This window comes from Arthrobacter sp. SPT-J7 (assembly GCF_059089965.1).
Genome location: NZ_JBNHFF010000043.1, coordinates 1 through 18526, shown reverse-complemented (window position 1 = coordinate 18526; position 18526 = coordinate 1). Strand labels below are relative to the sequence as shown.

Annotated in this window: 14 protein-coding genes; 5 read left to right on the top strand and 9 right to left on the bottom strand. The window is 64.9% G+C overall.

Going from position 1 to position 18526, the window contains the following annotated elements; genetic code table 11:
• From AC5RWX_RS21200 to AC5RWX_RS21190, 3 genes are all read right to left on the bottom strand, one after another.
• The coding region (locus AC5RWX_RS21200) for an ABC transporter ATP-binding protein (protein ID WP_494098281.1) at window positions 1–1727 on the bottom strand (1727 nt) is incomplete at its 3' end.
• A complete protein-coding gene (locus AC5RWX_RS21195; RefSeq protein ID WP_494098282.1) occupies window positions 1724–3496 on the bottom strand; it encodes an ABC transporter ATP-binding protein in 1773 nt (590 codons plus the stop codon). The genes AC5RWX_RS21195 and AC5RWX_RS21200, both read right to left, overlap by 4 nt.
• Window positions 3497–3654: 158 nt before the next feature.
• Window positions 3655–4434, bottom strand: a complete 780-nt coding sequence (locus tag AC5RWX_RS21190; RefSeq protein WP_494098280.1) for a trans-aconitate 2-methyltransferase — start codon at window positions 4432–4434, stop codon at window positions 3655–3657.
• Between the two features lie 96 nt (window positions 4435–4530).
• On the opposite strand from AC5RWX_RS21190, the gene AC5RWX_RS21185 reads away from it, so the two are divergent.
• From AC5RWX_RS21185 to AC5RWX_RS21175, 3 genes are all read left to right on the top strand, one after another.
• On the top strand, window positions 4531–7077 hold the full coding sequence (locus AC5RWX_RS21185; RefSeq protein ID WP_494098279.1) for a DEAD/DEAH box helicase: 2547 nt from the start codon (window positions 4531–4533) through the stop codon (window positions 7075–7077).
• 70 nt (window positions 7078–7147) lie between these two features.
• Window positions 7148–7648 (top strand): GNAT family N-acetyltransferase, encoded by a 501-nt coding sequence (locus tag AC5RWX_RS21180; protein WP_494098278.1) that lies wholly within the window; start codon window positions 7148–7150, stop codon window positions 7646–7648.
• Entirely contained in the window at window positions 7641–8984 is a 1344-nt protein-coding gene (locus AC5RWX_RS21175; protein WP_494098277.1) for an alpha/beta fold hydrolase, read from the top strand. Before AC5RWX_RS21180 ends, AC5RWX_RS21175 begins: the two co-directional genes overlap by 8 nt.
• 15 nt (window positions 8985–8999) lie before the next feature.
• Here AC5RWX_RS21175 and AC5RWX_RS21170 read toward each other — a convergent pair whose 3' ends face one another.
• The 4 genes from AC5RWX_RS21170 to coaE form a co-directional block, all read right to left on the bottom strand.
• Window positions 9000–10370 (bottom strand): MFS transporter, encoded by a 1371-nt coding sequence (locus AC5RWX_RS21170; protein ID WP_494098276.1) that lies wholly within the window; start codon window positions 10368–10370, stop codon window positions 9000–9002.
• 105 nt (window positions 10371–10475) lie between these two features.
• Window positions 10476–11504 (bottom strand): TerC family protein, encoded by a 1029-nt coding sequence (locus tag AC5RWX_RS21165; RefSeq protein ID WP_494098275.1) that lies wholly within the window; start codon window positions 11502–11504, stop codon window positions 10476–10478.
• A 237-nt stretch (window positions 11505–11741) separates the two neighbouring features.
• Window positions 11742–13826, bottom strand: coding sequence for an excinuclease ABC subunit UvrB (gene uvrB, locus AC5RWX_RS21160; protein WP_494098274.1), 2085 nt, complete (start codon window positions 13824–13826; stop codon window positions 11742–11744).
• Between the two features lie 78 nt (window positions 13827–13904).
• Entirely contained in the window at window positions 13905–15119 is a 1215-nt protein-coding gene (gene coaE / locus AC5RWX_RS21155; protein ID WP_494098273.1) for a dephospho-CoA kinase, read from the bottom strand.
• A gap of 104 nt (window positions 15120–15223) precedes the next feature.
• On the opposite strand from coaE, the gene AC5RWX_RS21150 reads away from it, so the two are divergent.
• Complete coding sequence (locus tag AC5RWX_RS21150) at window positions 15224–15913, top strand: IMPACT family protein (RefSeq protein WP_494098272.1); 690 nt, start codon at window positions 15224–15226, stop codon at window positions 15911–15913.
• On the top strand, window positions 15897–16400 hold the full coding sequence (locus tag AC5RWX_RS21145; RefSeq protein WP_494098271.1) for a GNAT family N-acetyltransferase: 504 nt from the start codon (window positions 15897–15899) through the stop codon (window positions 16398–16400). Before AC5RWX_RS21150 ends, AC5RWX_RS21145 begins: the two co-directional genes overlap by 17 nt.
• A 113-nt stretch (window positions 16401–16513) precedes the next feature.
• On the opposite strand, the gene rpsA is transcribed toward AC5RWX_RS21145, so the two are convergent.
• Both rpsA and AC5RWX_RS21135 read right to left on the bottom strand, forming a co-directional pair.
• Entirely contained in the window at window positions 16514–17992 is a 1479-nt protein-coding gene (rpsA, locus tag AC5RWX_RS21140; protein ID WP_013600871.1) for a 30S ribosomal protein S1, read from the bottom strand.
• A 214-nt stretch (window positions 17993–18206) separates the two neighbouring features.
• On the bottom strand, window positions 18207–18526 hold a 320-nt coding region (locus tag AC5RWX_RS21135), incomplete at its 5' end, for a sterol carrier protein domain-containing protein (RefSeq protein ID WP_494098270.1).

The window sequence follows — 18526 nt, the reverse complement described above, 5'->3', positions numbered from 1 at the left end:
AGGAGGTCCTGGTGGGTGCCCTGCTCAACGATGCGTCCGTGGTCCATGACCACGATTAGATCAGCGTCGCGCACGGTGGACAAACGGTGCGCAATAACGAAGCTGGTCCTGCCGCGGCGCAGCCGCTGCATGGCCTGGCGGATCAGCAGTTCTGTCCTGGAGTCAACTGAACTTGTTGCTTCATCGAGGATCAGTACCGCCCGGCCGGCCAGCTGGGCCCTGGCGATAGTGATCAGCTGCCGCTGGCCCTGGCTCAGGCCGTCGCCGCCGTTGTCCAGCACCGTGTCATACCCGTGGGGCAGGGACCTGACAAAGCGGTCCACGTAGCTGGCCTCGGCCGCCGCCAGGATGTCGGCTTCTGCAGCTCCCGGATTTCCATACGCGATGTTCTCCCGAATGGTGCCGGCGAAGAGCCACGCGTCCTGGAGCACCACGCCGAATTGCCCCCGCAACAGGTCCCGGGACATGGCCGCAGTGTCCGTTCCGTCGATGGTAATCCGTCCTGAATTTGGTTCGCAGAACCGCAGCAGGAGGTTGATCACCGTGCTTTTGCCGGCACCGGTGTGACCAACAATCGCCACCGTCCGGCCCGGCTCCACCGCAAAGGTGAGGTTGCGGACAGCCGGCGCTGCGTCCGGATAACTGAACGTCACATCATCAAAAACGATGCGACCGTGCGAGGCGGCGACCGTCCCCGGTGCCGGCGGGTCCGCAGGCTCCTCTGCCGCATCAAGCAGGGCGAAGACACGCGCTGCTGAAGCCACGCAGGACTGCATGAGGTTGAGCATGCCTCCGATCTGGCCCACAGGCTGGGTAAAGAGCCTGCTGAACTGGATGAAGGCCTGGATGCCACCGATGGTCATGGCGCCGGCAATCACCTGGAGGGCACCAACCACTGCCACTGCGATGTAGTTGAGGTTGGACATCAGGACCATCAATGGCTGCACAATCCCGGCCGAATATTGTGCCCTGGTGGCAGCCCGCGCGAGCCGCTCGTTGCTCCTGGCGAAGACTTCCACTGCCTGCGACTGCTGCCCGAACGCCTTGATGACCTCGTGGCCGGTGACAGACTCCTCCACGTGCGCATTGAGTTCGCCGGTTTCGGTCCACTGCCTGGCGAACTGTGCCTGGGAATTCCTGGCCACCAGCACGGTGATAAGCGTGGAAAAGGGAATGGTCGCGATGGCAATCGCCGCCAGCAGCGGCGATATCCACAGCATCATGGCCAGCGCACCACACAGCAGCAGGAAGGACATAATCAGTTGGGTGAGGAGCTGGTTCAGCGCCTGGGTGATGTTGTCGATGTCGTTCGTGGCCCGGCTGAGGACATCGCCCCTGGAGCGCTCCCGAAAGTAGTTCACTGGCAGCCGGTGCAGTTTCTCCTCCACTGACTCCCGCAGGCCGTACATCAGGCCCTGTACCGACTGGGCGGAAAGCGCTCCCTGGATCCAGTTGAAAAGGGAAGCGCAGGCATACATCAGCGCCACGCACCCGAGGAGGACTCCAAGTCCTTCCTCGTCCAAGGAACCGCGGAGGACGCCGTCCACCACGACGTCGGTGGCGTCACCGAGAAACTTGGGCGCGGCGACGTTCAGCCCGGCGAAGGCGCAGGTGGCGGCAACTGCGCCCAGCATGCGCCGGCGAAAAGGCCGCAGCAAGGCAAGGAGCCGACGTGCTGTGGGCCAGAACTTTACTGGGGTCTGCTCGCCGGCGCTCGCCTCAGTCATGCCGGTCCGTCCAGTGCCAGCTGGGAGTCGGCTATTTCGCGGTAGGTGGCGGATGTCTCCAGCAACTCCTGGTGCGTCCCCTGTGCAACGAGGCAGCCAGCGTCGAGCACCAGGATCAACCCCGCCTCTTCAACGGCAGAAATGCGCTCGGCCACCACTATCACCGTCGCCCCGGCCAAGGTGTTCTGCAGGGCCTGCCGCAGCCTGGTGTCCGTGTCATAGTCCAGGGCGGCAAAGCTGTCGTCGAACAGGTACAGGGATGTTTTCCGGAGCAGGGCGCGGGCAATGCACAGCCGCTGCCGCTGGCCACCCGAGAGGTTAGTGCCGCCCTGGCCAAGCGGCGTGGCAAGGCCCAGCGGCAGGTCCCGCATGAAGCGCATTGTCTGGGCGGTTTCGAGGACCGCCCAGAGTTCCTCGTCCGTGGCGTCCGGGGCAGCGATGCGAAGGTTGTCGGCGATGGTGCCCGTGAAGAGGTGCGAATGCTGGGGAACTATTGCCATTGAGGAGCGCAGGTCGTCCAGGGAAGCGTCCTTGATGTCCACGCCCCCCAGGCAGATGCTTCCAGCCGTGGAATCGAAGAAGCGCGGGATCAGGTTGAGGAGGGTGGACTTCCCGCTGCCGGTGGAACCAACAATCGCTGTTGTGGTGCCCGGCCGGGCGGTGAAGCTGATGCCGGCGAGGACTGGCTCCTCGGCACCCGGATAGGAGAAGCCCACGCCGCTGAACTCCAAGGTCCCGGGAGGCACCGTACGGTCAGGTTGGACGCCAGGGGCAGTCGCGGGACTGTCCACGGTCACCGGGCGGAGGGCCTTTGGCTCCAGTGGCTCCCGTACTGACGGCTCGCTGTCCAGTACGGCGCTGATCCGCTCGGCACAGACCGCTGCGCGGGGTGCCGTCATCAGGACATACATGGACATCATGATGGCCACCAGGATCTGCAGGATATAAGCGATGAACGCTGTTAAGGCCCCGATGTTCATCAGTCCGGCCTGGATCCGGTGTCCCCCGAACCACACCACAGCCACGGAGGAAGTGTTGACCACCAACATGACCAGCGGGAGCATGCCGGCAACCAGCAGCGCGGATTGGAGGTTATTCGCAGTGAGGCTGCCGTTGATCCGGGCAAAGCGGCGCACCTCATGATCCTGGCGGACAAAGGAGCGGATGACACCGGCGCCGATGATTTGCTCCCGAAGGATTCCACCGGCACGGTCCAGCAGGTCCTGTCCCTCCCGGTACAGCGGGATGAGCTTCCGGACGATGAAGTACATGATCAGCAGGAGCAACGGCACAATGATGATCACCACCGAAGACAGTGCCACGTCCTGCTGCAGCGCCAGGACCACTCCCCCCACCCCCATGGCCGGTCCGGCTACCAGCATGGTGAACACCAGCACAGCGAACGCCTGGACCTGTTGGGTGTCGTTGGTGGCGCGGGTTGTCAGGCTCTGTGTCCCGAAGACCGCAACGTCCTGGGATGACAGCGACTGGATCCTTGCAAAGATTTCCCGCCGCAGCTGCTGCCCCATCTTCATCGCAACAACGGCTCCGAGGTACCCCGCTGCGACGGCGGCCGCCGCCTGGAGAACGGCGATCACGGCCATCACTGTACCCAGGCGGGAGATCACGTCAGTTTTGCCTGCGACGATTCCGTCGTCGATGATCGCGGCGTTAACGGTGGGCAACAGGAGGTTCGCCCCCGCTTGAACCAGCTGCAGGAGAACGATGGCGGTCACGGCAAGCTTGTGGTCCGCCAACAGCCGCCTCATCAATGCAATCAGCACATACCTCCACTGCGGTCAGGGAAGCCGCCAAAAGCGGTAACGCCTCCCCCTCGGCCAATTCCGCAATTGTAAGCCACATCACTTACCTTTTGGTGTCACACGCCCTGACGCTGTGTGAAGAACATCCAACGAATGGACGTACCTCAATGGCTCCTGCGCCCTACTGCGAAAATCCTGCGGAAGGGAAAGACGGTTCCGTGGGGGCCGGCAGGGTATGCTTCCCTGAGGGCTGCCGCATATTCGGTTTCGAAGTCGGCGCCCTCCTCGGCCGGCAGGGCCGCCAGGACGGGCCGCAAGGCAGTGCCGCGGACCCACTCCAGCACTGGATCCGGGCCGGGCAACACCTGCTGGTAGGTGGTCTCCCACGCATCCGCAACGAAGCCGGCGTCGAGCAGTATTCGAAGGTAGTCGGCAGGTTCGCCCACCGACTCGCCGCCCCGCAGCACCCCCCGCAGTTTCGGCGCCCACCGGGAGGACCCGGCGAGCCCCCGCATCAGCACATGGGACGGTGCGTTGAAGTTTCCTGGAACCTGCATGGCAAACCAGGAGCCCGGACGGAGCACCCCCAGCCAGGAACGCATCATGTCCTGGTGGCCGGGGACCCACTGCAGTGCTGCGTTGCTCACCACCACGCCTGTTTCCGCCGATGGCATCCACTCAGCTATGTCCATGAGGCCGAACCGCAGGGACGGCGTTCCCTTGGCCACTGCTTCGGCTTTGGCCAGCATCTCGGCCGAGGAATCCAACCCTACAACGTCGGCGTCAGGCCAGCGCTCCGCGAGGGTGGCGGTGAGGTTTCCCGGTCCGCACCCCAGATCCACCACCTGCACCGGCGACTCTGCGTGGACCCTGCCCGTCAGGTCGAAGAACGGCCTGTCACGGTAATCGCCGAACTGGACGTATTTTGCCGGATCCCATTTCATGTCATCTGTCTCCACGTTCTGGTTCTGCAGGTACGCCGAAGCCTAACCCGCAGGCGGCGGATTTCCGGCCGCGTCCGGGCACTAAGCTGGAAATCAATGAAACTCGTTGACCAGCTGCCCCTTCTGCCCGCCGGGGACCTGCCGGCTTCCGCCGTCGATCCTGACGCCTTGTACACCCGGTTCGTTGAGTGGACGGAAAGCCGGGGGCTGGAGCTGTACCCTGCGCAGGACGAAGCGATTATGGAGCTGGCTACGGGGGCCAACGTCATCCTGGCCACGCCCACCGGTTCCGGAAAGTCCCTCGTGGCCATTGCCGCCCACTTCCAGGCCCTGGCCCAGGGCCGGCGCAGCTACTACACGGCACCGATCAAGGCCCTGGTTTCGGAAAAGTTCTTTGCCCTTTGCGACATTTTCGGTGCCGAGAACGTTGGCATGATCACCGGCGATTCCGGTGTCAACCAGGACGCGCCCATTATCTGCTGCACGGCGGAGATCCTGGCCAACACGGCGCTCCGGGAAGGGGCGGCAGCGGAGCTGGGCTCCGTGATCATGGACGAGTTCCACTTCTACTCGGACCCGCAGCGCGGCTGGGCGTGGCAGGTGCCCCTGCTGGAGCTCCCCCAGGCCCAGTTCCTCCTGATGTCCGCCACGCTGGGCGACGTCAGCAGGTTTGAAGAAGGCCTGACCGGCCTGACCGGCCGGCCCACCACGACGGTGAGCTCGGCGGAGCGGCCCATTCCGCTGCATTATTACTACCACGAGACCCCTGTGCACGAGACGCTCCAGGAGCTGCTCTCCACGAAGCAGGTGCCGGTTTATGTGGTGCATTTCAGCCAGATCGAGGCGATCGACCGCGCGCAGACGCTGATGAGCATCAACGTCTGCACCCGCGAGGAGAAGGACAGGATCGCCGAGCTGATCGCCAATTTCCGTTTCGCCGCCGGTTTCGGCAAGACGCTCAACCGTCTGGTCCGCCACGGCATTGGGGTGCACCACGCCGGCATGCTCCCGAAGTACCGCCGGCTGGTGGAACAGCTGGCCCAGGCAGGCCTCCTGAAGGTCATCTGCGGCACGGACACCCTGGGCGTGGGCATCAACGTACCCATCCGCACTGTGCTCCTGACCGCTCTGAGCAAGTATGACGGCGTCCGTACCCGGCTGCTAAACCCGCGTGAGTTCCACCAGATTGCCGGCAGGGCCGGGCGAGCCGGCTACGACACCGCCGGGACGGTAGTGGTCCAGGCACCCGAGCACGTTACGGAGAACGTGAAGGCGATGGCCAAGGCAACCGCCAAGTTCGGGGACGACCAGAAGAAGTTGCGCCAGGTGGTGAAGAGAAAACCGCCGGAGGGCTTTGTGTCCTGGGGCGAACCTACCTTCAAGCGGCTCGTCGAATCGGTGCCGGAGCCCCTCACGTCCAGCTTCACCGTGACGCACGCCATGCTGATGAACCTGATGGAACGGCCCGGCGACCCCTTTGCGGCTGCCCGCCGCCTCCTGACGGAAAACCACGAGACGCGGTCATCCCAGCTGCAGCTGATGAAGAAGGCGCTGGGCATTTACCGTGAACTGCTGGCCGCCGAGGTGGTGGAGCGCATCCCTCCGGAACAGCAGGGGCCCGATGGCCGCACTGTTCGTCTCACCGTGCACCTGCAGCCCAACTTCGCGCTCAACCAGCCGCTGTCCCCCTTCGCACTCGCTGCGCTGGAGCTCCTTGATCCGGAGTCGCCGTCGTACGCATTGGATGTTGTGTCCGTGATCGAGGCGACGCTGGAAAAGCCGCGCCAAATCCTGTCTGCCCAGCAGAAAAAGGCCCGTGGTGAAGCGATAGCGGCGATGAAGGCGGACGGCATCGAGTACGACCAGCGCATGGCGATGCTGGAGGAAGTGACGTACCCGCAGCCCCTGGCTGAGATCCTGCGCGAAGCCTTCGAGGTGTACCGCAAGGCCGCCCCCTGGGTGGGGGATTTCGAGCTGGCGCCAAAGTCCGTGGTGCGGGACATGTACGAGCGTGCCATGAACTTCGGCGAGTTCGTGCAGTTCTACGGCCTGGCCCGCTCAGAAGGCATCGTCCTGCGTTACCTGGCCGATGCCTTTAAGGCGCTGCGGCAAACCGTGCCGCAGGACATGCTGCGGGAGGACCTGGAAGACCTCAATGCCTGGCTGGGCGAACTGGTCCGCCAGGTCGACTCCAGCCTGCTGGACGAGTGGGAGGAACTGACATCCGGCGCGGTACCCACCCCGCACGATGCACCGCCGCCTCCGCCGCCGTCGCTCACCTCCAATATCCGCGCCTTCCGGGTGATGGTGCGCAACGAGATGTTCCGGCGGGTGGAGCTGTTCGCGGAGGAGGACGCCGGGGCCCTGGGCGAGCTGGACGGCGGTGCGGGCTGGGACGCCGACCGCTGGGAAGACGTCCTGGATGACTACTTCGACGAACACAACGACATCGGCACGGGCCCTGATGCCCGGGGCCCCGGACTGCTCATCATCAATGAGGAGCCGGGTGTATGGAAGGTCCGGCAGATCTTTGACGACCCCGCCCGGAACCACGACTGGGGAATCTCCGCCGAGGTGGACCTGGAAGCCTCGGATGAAACCGGAACAGCCGTGGTGCGCGTGACGGACGTGAACCGGCTTTGACCGTGCGCGCCGACCAGCATTGGAGGGTGGACTGACTGCGGCGGCACGGTCCCGGCGGTAAGCTCGAACAATGAGTGTAATCCGCCCTGCAACCCCGCAAGATGTGCCCGCGATCCTCCGCATGATCCACGAACTGGCGCACTACGAGAAGGAACCGGACGCAGTCCGCAACACCCCGGAGATGCTGCAGCAGGTTCTCTTCGGCGAGAACCCGAGGGTCTTTGCGGCCATGGCTGAGAACGATCATGGCGAGGTCCGCGGCTTTGCCCTGTGGTTCCTGAACTACTCAACGTGGGAAGGTGTCCACGGGATCTACCTGGAGGACCTTTACGTCAGCCCGGAGGCCCGGGGCGAGGGCCACGGCAAGGCGCTGCTGCAGCACCTGGCCGGCATCGCAGTCGAGAACGGCTATGCGAGGGTGGAGTGGAGCGTGCTGGACTGGAACGAGCCGTCCATCAACTTCTACCGCCGACTGGGTGCCCGGCCCATGGACGGCTGGTCCACGTTCCGCCTCACGGGCCAGGCCCTCGAGCAGTTCGGCAGCGCTGTGCCGGCCGCCGCCAATGGCTGACGTGCAGGTGGCTGCCGCCCGCCGTCAGGTGCGGCACGAGGTCAGGGCTAGGCATGAATTCCGCGGCATGCGGACGGTGGAGCACTTCTTTACGGTGCCATTGGACCACTTTGCGGTGTCCCCCAATCCGGAAACCATCACGGTCTTCGCCCGCGAACACGTTTCAAGCTCGCACAGTGAGGAGGACGCCGCGGAGCTGCCGTGGCTGTTGTTCCTGCAGGGCGGTCCGGGCGGCCGCGGCAACAGGTTCGGTTCCCTGGGCGGCTGGAGCAAGGCCGCAGCGAAGGACTTCCGGATCCTGATGCTGGACCAGCGCGGCACCGGGCTCTCCACCCCCATTGACCGGAACACCCTGCCCCTGCGCGGCACGACGGAGCAGCAGGCCGCCTTCCTGGAGCACTTCCGGGCTGATTCGATCGTGGCTGACGCCGAACTGATCCGGGGCGCACTGGGCTCGGGACCCTGGAGCATCTACGGGCAGAGCTATGGCGGCTTCTGTGCACTCACTTACCTTTCCTTCGCCCCTGACGGCCTTAGGGAAGTGCTCATCACCGGTGGCCTTGCCCCGCTGGCCGGCTCCGCTGACGACGTGTACCGCGCTACCTTCAAACGCGTGGCAGCACGAAACGCGGAATACTTCGGCTGGTACCCGGAGGACCGGGCCATGGTTGAGCGGATTGCCCGCCATCTGCGCAGTACGCCGGAATTCCTGCCCGACGGCGGCCCCCTCACGGTGGAGCGCTTCCAGATGGCGGGGGCGTTCCTGGGCGGCAACACCAGGGTGGACTGCCTGCACTACCTGCTGGAGGACGCGTTCACCGAGGCCGCCGGGGGCAGCAGGCTTTCGGACACTTTCCTGGAACAGATGCAAGGGATAGTGTCCCGCCGCTCCAACCCGTTGTATGCCCTGATGCATGAGTCCATCTACGGGCAGGGCGGAGCCACGGACTGGTCAGCCTGGCGGGTACTGCGTCAGTATCCGGAGTTCGGGCCGGACGCGGAACCCTTGTTGCTTACCGGCGAAATGGTGTACCCGTGGTATTTCGACCAGGACCCCGCCCTGCGGCCCCTCCGCGAGGTGGCAGCGCTGCTGGCGGCGAAGCCGGACTGGAAACCTCTCTACGACCTTCACCGGCTCGCTGCCAACGCGGTCCCCGTAGCCGCGGCCGTCTACTCGGATGACATTTACGTGGACCGGAACCTGTCCCTGAAGACGGCCTCGGCGGTCCGGGGGCTGCACGTCTGGGAGACGCCGGACTTCCATCACGACGGAATCGCCGACGACGGTGAGGGGATTTTTGCCCGTCTGCTGGGAATGGCACGCGCCCCCGGCTGACGTTTGCTCTCTCAACTACGGAACCAGGGTGCCCCGCCTGCGTGCCACAACCGTCACGGCGGCGGCGGCCAGGACCACCGCTCCCACCAACGCGCCCGCCAAGTTCAGCCCCAGGTAGCCGGCGTGGCTAAGCACCAGGCCGGACAAGGCCCCGCCCACCGCTCCCGCGATTCCCATCAGCATGTCCGAAACACCCTGGACCACCACCCGGGAGTCCTGGCCGACACTCTCGGCCAGGAGCGTGGAGCCCGAGATGGTGGACGCGGACCAGCCCAGGCCCAGCAGGACCAACCCCACAGCGACCGCGGCGGTGGAGCCCTGGCCGAGCCCGGCGACGGCGGCCGCGGTAATCAACAAACCGAAGCCGATCATGATGGTTTCGGTCCTGCCCGCCTTGTCCGTCAGCCAGCCCATCACCGGTGACAGCGCAAACATGCCCGCGATATGCAGGGAGATGGTGAATCCGATGATCACCAGCACATCGCCCGACGCCGTGTGGCCGGCATGTGAGGCGGCCGGCCCTTCCACGAGGTGCTGCAGGTGCAGCGGTGTCATGGACATAACGCCCACCATCACAGCGTGGGCCCCGACCACCGCGGATACGGCAAGCAGAGCCATCCGGGAGCCGCGGATGGCCCGCATCCCCCGGGCCAAGGACCCGCCCGGCGGGGTTGAAGGGGCGGGGACGCGTAAAGCTTCCGCCTGAAGACCCCCCGGACCTGGAGAGACGGCTTGGGCGGGGGCCGCCGCGGCTGCGAGGCTACGTGCCAGCAGCAGGGGGTCGGGCCTCAGGCCGACGAAGAGCAGCACGGTGGCCACGAGGAGTCCGGCCCCGGAGATCACGAACGGACCGGCCACGGGCGGCAGGCCGAGCGCGTCGCCCACCACAGTGCCGGGGTGGATCAGGTTGGGCCCGGCCACGGCGCCGACTGTCACTGCCCAGACCACCGCGGACAAGGACCGTCCCCGGTGCTCGGCCTCCGCGAGGTCTACGGCGGCAAACCGCGCCTGAAGGCTTGCCGCCGTGCCAACTCCGATACCGGCCGCACCGAGCACCAGCAGGAAAAAAACGCCCCACACAATGGACAACACCATCAGCAGGGTGCCCAACAGTGCGGCCGAAAGCCCCGCCACCTGGCCAATCCGGCGTCCGCGGCGGTCAGCCAGGGACGCAAGGGGCAAGGCAGCCAGTGCGGCGCCCAACGTCATAACCGTAGCGACGGCACCAGCCCACGCGGCTGATCCTGAGAGCTCCACGGCCAGGATGGAACCGATGGAAACCGTGGCCCCGGTCCCGATCCCGCCAAAGACCTGGGCTGCACTCAGCAGCACCACGGTGCGGCGTTGCACCTGGCGCACTCCGCTTTCCGTCAAAGTGCCGGCCATGATCAGAGCATAGTCCTCGGCGTCCAGGTGTTATAGGGCTGCTTTAAAGCCGGCAATCCCGGCCGCAGGCGGCCGGGATTGCCGGTGTTTCAGAAGCCGAAAGAACTAATCGACGTCGCTGTGGCTCTTCCGAATGTCTTCCTCGAGGCGGGCATCAAGGTGGGCTTCCTTGGCCTTGGAGCTGACGAGGCTGGCAATAACCGCGATGATGATGGTGCCGACAATGACGGCCAGGGACACAAAGGTGGGGATCTCGGGAGCCCATTCAATATGCTGGCCACCGTTGATGAACGGCAGTTCGTTGACGTGCATTGCGTGCAGCACCAGCTTCACGCCGATGAACGCCAGGATGAAGGACAGTGCGTGCTTCAGGTAGATCAGGCGGTTCATCAGGCCACCCAGCAGGAAGTACAGCTGGCGCAGGCCCATCAGGGCGAACAGGTTCGCAGTGAAGACGATGAACGGGCTCTGGGTCAGGCCGAAGATTGCGGGGATGGAGTCGACGGCGAAGAGCAGGTCCGTAAGGCCGATGGTGATGAACACGATCAGCATCGGAGTGAAGACCTTTTTGCCGTCCACCGTGGTGCGCAGCTTGCCGCCGTCGAACTTCTCGGACATGGGGATGACCTTGCGGATTTTGGCAATCAGCGGGTTCTCCCGGTCTTCTTCGTCTTCGCCTTCATCCTGGGCCTGCTTCCAGGCGGTCCAGAGCAGGAATGCGCCAAAGATGTAGAACACCCAGCTGAACTGCTCGATCACGATGGCGCCGAGCAGGATGAAGATGCCGCGCAGGATCAGGGCGATGATGATGCCCACCATCAGCACTTCCTGCTGGTACTTCCTGGGTACGGAGAACCTGGCCATGATGATGATAAAGACAAACAGGTTGTCGATGCTAAGGCTGTATTCCGTCACCCAGCCGGCGACGAACTGCCCGCCGTATTCCGGGCCGGTGAAGGCGAACATGGCGCCGGCGAACGCCAGTGCCAGGGTGACATAGAATGCCACCCACAGTCCGGCTTCCTTCATGGAGGGTTCGTGGGGACGGCGCACCACGAGGAGAAGGTCGATCAGGAGGATCAGGCCGAGGACGACAAAGGAGCCGACCTCGAACCACACGGGCAAATCGAGCACAGAATAGCCTTTCGCAGGGTACAGGGATGCAGTGTAAGTCTCTCCGGCCTGCCTGTGCACTTGGTGCTGATGTGGCGGCCCGCTACGCCCGGCGGGGCAACCATGCCCTGCGTGTTGACGATCGTAGCGCTCGGGATACTCCCCTACGTGGCCTTAACTGTACCCCAGCCGGAAGTGCCGCCACGCACGCGCCCGTTTCGTGTCGCCAGCCACGGCCGCCCAGGGCCAATGATCGCGTCAGGCGTGCCCGGCGGCCTGCATCTGGCGCAGTTCCTTCTTCAGCTCGCTGACTTCATCCCTGATTCGCGCTGCCACCTCGAACTGAAGCTCAGCGGCGGCCCCATGCATCTGCTCAGTCAGCTGCTCGATCAGGCCCACCAGGTCCTCAGCCGGTGCTGCGGCGAGGCCGTCGGAGCGCACCTGCGCGGCACCCTTCCGCTTGCCGCCCTTGGTCAGGCGGTTGTTCTTGAGCAGTTCCTGGGTATCGGCATCTTCCCGGGCAAGCTGGTCAGTGATGTCGGCGATCTTTTTCCGCAGCGGCTGCGGGTCCACGCCGTTTTCAGTGTTGTAGGCCACCTGGATGGCACGGCGCCGGTTGGTTTCCTCGATGGCGTGTGCCATGGAGTCCGTAATCCGGTCGGCGTACATGTGCACCTGGCCGGACACGTTTCGCGCAGCACGGCCAATGGTCTGGATCAGGGACGTGGAGGACCGCAGGAAGCCTTCCTTATCCGCGTCCAGGATGCTGACCAGGGAGACTTCCGGCAGGTCCAGGCCTTCACGGAGCAGGTTGATGCCCACCAGCACGTCGAAACTGCCCATCCGCAGTTCACGCAGCAACTCCACCCGGCGCAGCGTATCGACATCGGAGTGCAGGTACTCGACCTTAATGCCGTGGCCCAGAAGGTAGTCCGTGAGGTCCTCAGCCATGCGCTTGGTGAGGGTGGTGACCAGGACCCGCTCGTCCTTTTCCACACGGGTCCTGATTTCCCCAAGGAGATCGTCGATCTGGCCCTTGGTGGGCTTGACGATGACTTCGGGGTCGATCAGGCCGGTGGGGCGGATGATCTGCTGGACAGTCCCGTCCGCTTTGCCCAGCTCGTATTTGCCCGGCGTGGCGGAAAGGTAGACGGTCTGCCCGATGCGTTCCAGGAACTCGTCCCACTTCAGCGGCCGGTTATCCATGGCGGACGGCAGCCGGAAGCCATGGTCCACCAGGGTCCGCTTGCGGGACATATCCCCTTCGTACATAGCGCCGATCTGCGGGATGGTCACGTGGGATTCATCCACCACCAGCAGGAAATCATCCGGGAAGTAGTCGATAAGGCAATGCGGGGCGGTGCCGCCGCCGCGGCCGTCGATGTGGCGTGAGTAGTTTTCGATGCCGTTGCAGAAGCCCATCTGCTGCATCATCTCCAGGTCGTAGGTGGTACGCATGCGGAGGCGCTGCGCTTCCACCAGCTTGTTCTGCCCCTCCAGCACGGCCAGCCGTTCGGCGAGCTCATCCTCAATGGCCTTGATGGCGCGGGTCATCCGCTCCGGTCCGGCCACGTAGTGCGAGGCGGGGAACACGTACATCTCGGTTTCCTCGCGGATCACTTCGCCCGTCACCGGGTGCAGCGTGTAGATGTTCTCCACTTCATCACCGAAGAACTCGATCCGCAGGGCCAGTTCCTCGTACATCGGGATGATCTCGACAGTATCGCCGCGCACCCGGAAGGTGCCGCGGTGGAAGTCCATGTCATTGCGGGTGTATTGCATTGAAACGAACTTCCGCAGGAGCGCGTCCCTGTTCATCTCCTGGCCCCTGCGGAGGGTAACCATACCGGCGATGTACTCTTCCGGGGTGCCCAGGCCGTAGATGCAGGAAACCGTAGCCACCACGATGACATCCCGCCGGGTCAGCAAGGCGTTGGTTGCGGAGTGCCGCAGCCGCTCCACCTCCTCATTCACGGAGGAGTCCTTCTCAATGAAGGTGTCCGTCTGCGGTACGTAGGCTTCCGGCTGGTAGTAGTCGTAGTACGAAACGAAGTACTCCACCGCGTTGTTGGGCAGGAGCTCACGGAATTCGTTGGCCAGCTGCGCCGCGAGGGTCTTGTTTTGGACCATCACCAGGGTGGGCCGCTGGACCTGTTCGATGAGCCAGGCCGTGGTGGCGCTCTTGCCGGTACCGGTGGCACCAAGCAGCACAACGTCCTTTTCACCGTTTTTGATGCGCTCCGTCAGCTCTGCAATAGCTGCTGGCTGGTCGCCGGCAGGCTTGAACTCGCTGATGACCTCGAAGGGGGCTACAACACGGTTGATCTCCTGCGCAAGGCTCATGGTCCTAATTTACCGTGGGGCACTGACGCTGAGGAGGCTAGTCCGTTACGGGCGAACAGCCGCGGCATTGGACCGGCCTCAGGATGGGTACGACGGCGGAGCCCACCCGGTTTCCTCCGCCCAGGCGGACATCCGCGGCCACGCAACATCCGTGAACCATGGCTCCTTGGCCTCGGTATACGCCCTGGTGCTGCCCGAGCCGGCAAAGCGCCCCGCGAGGTCTGCCTTGTGGGCTGCATAGAGCCGGAGGGCGGGCGGGTCATCCCGCAGCCAGTCCCGGAACATCAGGGCGTACCGCCAGCCAGGCGAGCCGGCAGCGCGGACGTGGATGTTGACCGGCCGGCCAGGGTCGGCGTTGGCGTGGAACCGCTTCTGCCACTGCAGGGGGTCCGGGTCCGTCGGTTTGGGCGTGTCCGAAGCCACGCCGGGCACCAAAGGGAAACCTGCCTGCGCCAGCAGTGGTGCAGCACGGTCTGCAGCGTCCAGGTTGGAGACCACCACCTGCAGGTCGATGACGTCTTTCGCGGCCAGCCCGGGAACGGAGGTGGAGCCAATGTGGTCCACGGCAAGAATGATCGCGGGGGCCGCCGTCGTCAGCCTTGCCGCGATCCTGGCCGCTTGCTTCGCCCACTCCTCCCGGTACGGTTCCAGGAAAGGTTCGCCGTTCCTTGCTGCGCGCGTCCCGGCAGCCAGGTTCCGGGCGAATGGCGCGAGCCGACCGTCCCACAGTTCGTCCACCTGCTTCACCAGTTGCTCCAGGGTGCCCGAGTTATCGAGGACGGCGTCAGCCGCTGCAAGCCGGTCCTCCCTGCTGGCCTGGGCATCCATGCGTGATTGTGCGGCCTCCCGGCTCATCCCGCGATGGTCAAGCATCCGCTGCACCCGCACGTCCTCCGGCGCATCCACTACCAGGACGAAGTGGAAGGCACTGCCCTGGCCGGTTTCCACGAGCAGCGGGATGTCCTGCACCACCACGGCATCCACGGCAGCGGCGCCAACCATCGCCGCAGCACGTGACCGGACCAGCGGGTGGACGATCCCGTTCAACGCCGCGAGGCGTGCAGGATCCCCAAACACCAAGGCACCAAGCTTGGGCCGGTCCAGTCGCCCGTCAGCGTCCAGGACGTCGTCGCCGAACTCAGCCACGATCCGCTGCAAGCCTTGCGTACCAGGCTCCACCACCTCCCGTGCCAGCGCGTCAGCATCCACCAGCACTGCCCCGCGTTCCTTCAGCCGCGACGCGACTACTGACTTTCCTGAGGCGATTCCACCCGTCAGACCGATCTTCAGCACCCTCCAACACTATTCCCCCGCCGTGCCCCTTGCCTCCCTGCGCTCGCCCAATGGCCCCGCCCTCGTAGGCCCACGAGGGTGGGGCTCCAATTAGACTGGGGCGGATGCAAGAGCCAGACAGCAGGACCACCACCTACACCACCCTGGCGTCCGGTCCGGACTTCCGCCACGAGATCGAGATCAAACGCTCCAGGTTCATCACGGTGCTGCGCCGGGCGGACAGCGAGGAAGCCGCAAGGGACCTGGTGGCCAGCCTCCGCCGCGAGTTCCACGACGCCCGGCACCACTGCTCCGCCTTCATCCTCGGGCCCGACCGGGACATCCAGCGCTCCAGCGACAACGGCGAGCCCTCCGGTACAGCGGGCATCCCGATGCTTGAGGCGCTGGCCAAAAGGGAAACGATGCCCGGGCTGGCCGACCTCAGCGACGTGAGCGCCGTCGTCGTGCGCTACTTCGGCGGCATCCTCCTCGGAGCGGGCGGACTGGTACGGGCGTACTCTGAGTCCGTGTCCTCTGCGCTTTCCCTGGCGCCAATGGTGCGCCGCAGCAGGTTGCGGGTCTGCTCCGCGGAAGTGCCCCATGCTGCTGCCGGCAGGCTGGAAAACGACCTGCGGGCCGCTGGTTTCGTAATGGCGGAAACCAGCTACGGCGCGCAGCACACGGTCCTGCGGCTGGCGCTGCCGGACGAAGCCGGTGAAATATCCGCCGCCGGAGAGCGCCTTCAGTCGCTCACCGCTGGCAGCGCCGTGCTCCAGCCTGAAGGAACGGAGTGGGTGGATGTCGCCTTCCCCTGACGTGTCACTGGTGGACGTGGATGAAGCTGTGTTGGATCAGCTCCTGGGACTCGCCAAGCGCGACGCCTCCCCCGACGAGGTGGCTCCCCCGGTAGGCGGCCCGGGCTGGAACCTGGAGCGCACGGCGTGGTTCTTCAGCTATCACCGCGCCGCCGCGCGGGGCCTGGACGGAGATGCCGCGGAGAAATCGTGGGGCATTCTCGCCGACGGCAGCCTTGCCGGTTCGATCCGCCTCCGCCGCGTAGAGTCCGGCGACGGTGTGCCTGTTGCCGACACGGGCATCTGGCTCGGCAGGAGCTTTCGGTCCCGGGGCATCGGAACTGCCGCGCTGCGACTGGTCCTCCGTGAGGCCCGCAACGCCGGCATCGCCCAGGTTACCGCGCGGACCCTTACGGGAAACCTCGGCGCCGAGCGCGTCCTGGCATCCGTCGGCGCAGTCCTTACGCCCGACGACGCCGGGACAGTAGGCGCCGTCGTCGTCCTTTAAGTGCCTGGTTCCCCGCAAGCACGGCGCGCATCAGCTGCGTTAACGCAACAGACCCCCTGCCTTATAGGCAGGGGGTCTGTTGCGTTGGCCCGGAGAGTCCGGGCCTATGGCAATTAGTTGCCGGTCAGCTTCTCGCGCAGGGCGGCGAGGGCCTCGTCGGATGCAAGCGTACCTGCACCGGCGTTGGACTCAGCAGCAGGCTCCGAAGAGTAGCTGGTGGTGCCGGAATCACTGTCACCGGACGTTGCGGCAGCAGCGTCGTCGGCAGCGTGCTGGGCAACCTGCTTCTTGTGGGCTTCCCAGCGGGTCTGGGCGTCAGCATACTGCTGCTCCCAGGCGGCGCGCTGGTTCTCGTAGCCTTCAAGCCACTCGTTGGACTCGGGATCGAAGCCCTCGGGGTACTTGTAGTTGCCCTCTTCGTCGTACTCTGCGGCCATGCCGTACAGAGCCGGATCGAATTCGGTGCTGTCGGCGTCGACGCCCTCGTTGGCCTGCTTGAGGGAGAGGGAGATGCGGCGGCGCTCGAGGTCGATGTCGATGACCTTGACGAACAGCTCGTCACCAACGGAGACAACCTGCTCTGCCAGCTCCACGTGGCGCACTGCCAGCTCGGAGATGTGGACCAGGCCTTCGATGCCGTCTTCGACGCGGACGAACGCACCGAACGGAACGAGCTTGGTGACCTTACCCGGAACAACCTGCCCGAGGGCGTGGGTGCGGGCGAAGGTCTGCCACGGATCTTCCTGCGTAGCCTTGAGCGACAGGGAAACGCGCTCGCGGTCCAGGTCGACCTCGAGAACCTCGACGGTGACTTCCTGGCCAACTTCGACAACCTCGGACGGGTGGTCGATGTGCTTCCAGGACAGCTCGGAAACGTGGACCAGGCCGTCTACGCCGCCCAGGTCCACGAAGGCACCGAAGTTGACGATGGAGGAAACGACACCGGGACGGACCTGGCCCTTTTCCAGCTTGTTGAGGAACGTTGAGCGGACCTCGGACTGGGTCTGCTCGAGCCATGCACGGCGGGAAAGAACCACGTTGTTGCGGTTCTTGTCCAGCTCGATGATCTTGGCTTCGATCTGCTGACCAATGTACGGAGCCAGGTCGCGCACACGGCGCATCTCGACGAGGGATGCGGGCAGGAAGCCGCGCAGGCCGATGTCGAGGATAAGACCACCCTTGACGACCTCGATGACGGTACCGGTGACAACACCGTCTTCTTCCTTGACCTTCTCGATATCACCCCAGGCACGCTCGTACTGAGCGCGCTTCTTGGAGAGGATCAGGCGGCCTTCTTTGTCTTCCTTGGTGAGCACCAGGGCTTCGACCTGATCGCCAACGGAGACGACATCTCCGGGATCAACGTCGTGCTTGATGGACAGCTCGCGGGAGGGGATGACACCTTCGGTCTTGTAACCGATGTCGAGCAGGACTTCATCGCGGTCGACCTTGACGACGGTACCCTCGACGAGGTCTCCGTCGTTGAAGTACTTGATGGTGGCGTCGACAGCTGCGAGGAAGTCCTCAGCGGTACCGATGTCGTTAATGGCGACTACGGGGGTACCGGGCTTCTCGGTGGAGGTGATGGTCATGTAGTAGGGGCTCCGTTGTGGATAGTTAGTTGGTCAGGCGACCACCACTTCCGGGTACTGACCTGGAGGCGGAGCGCGGCGGATTGCCGGGTCATCCTGATTGCGTGGCGTTCAGATGCGAGCCAAGGCTGCGCACGCGTAACACACGCCCGTTTAGTCTAGTCGCTGCCCGCAACACGGGTCAAAGCGGCACTCCTGCTCCAGGGTGTACCGGTCAGAAGTGGGTGAGGCAGTGTGTTGCCCGCTCGACAGCGAACATCTGCCGCGCCTTCCGCGCGGTGCCGGCCGTCTTTTCCAGGATCCGCCCTGCTGCCGTCAGCGTGACGGGGCATACGGCGCCCAGGTAGATGGAGGACAGTGCCGAGACATCCAGCGCCAGGTCCGCTTCCGCCGTTTCCGGCAGGCGCTCGACGGCGGCCCGACCGCCGTCGACATCGAGGGCAAAGTTTCCCGCCGTGAGGCCCCGGGCGTCATGGACTTCCAGGACCCGCCGGCCGTCTGCCGGGTAGTGCCGGGCCGCCAAACCCGTGGCGG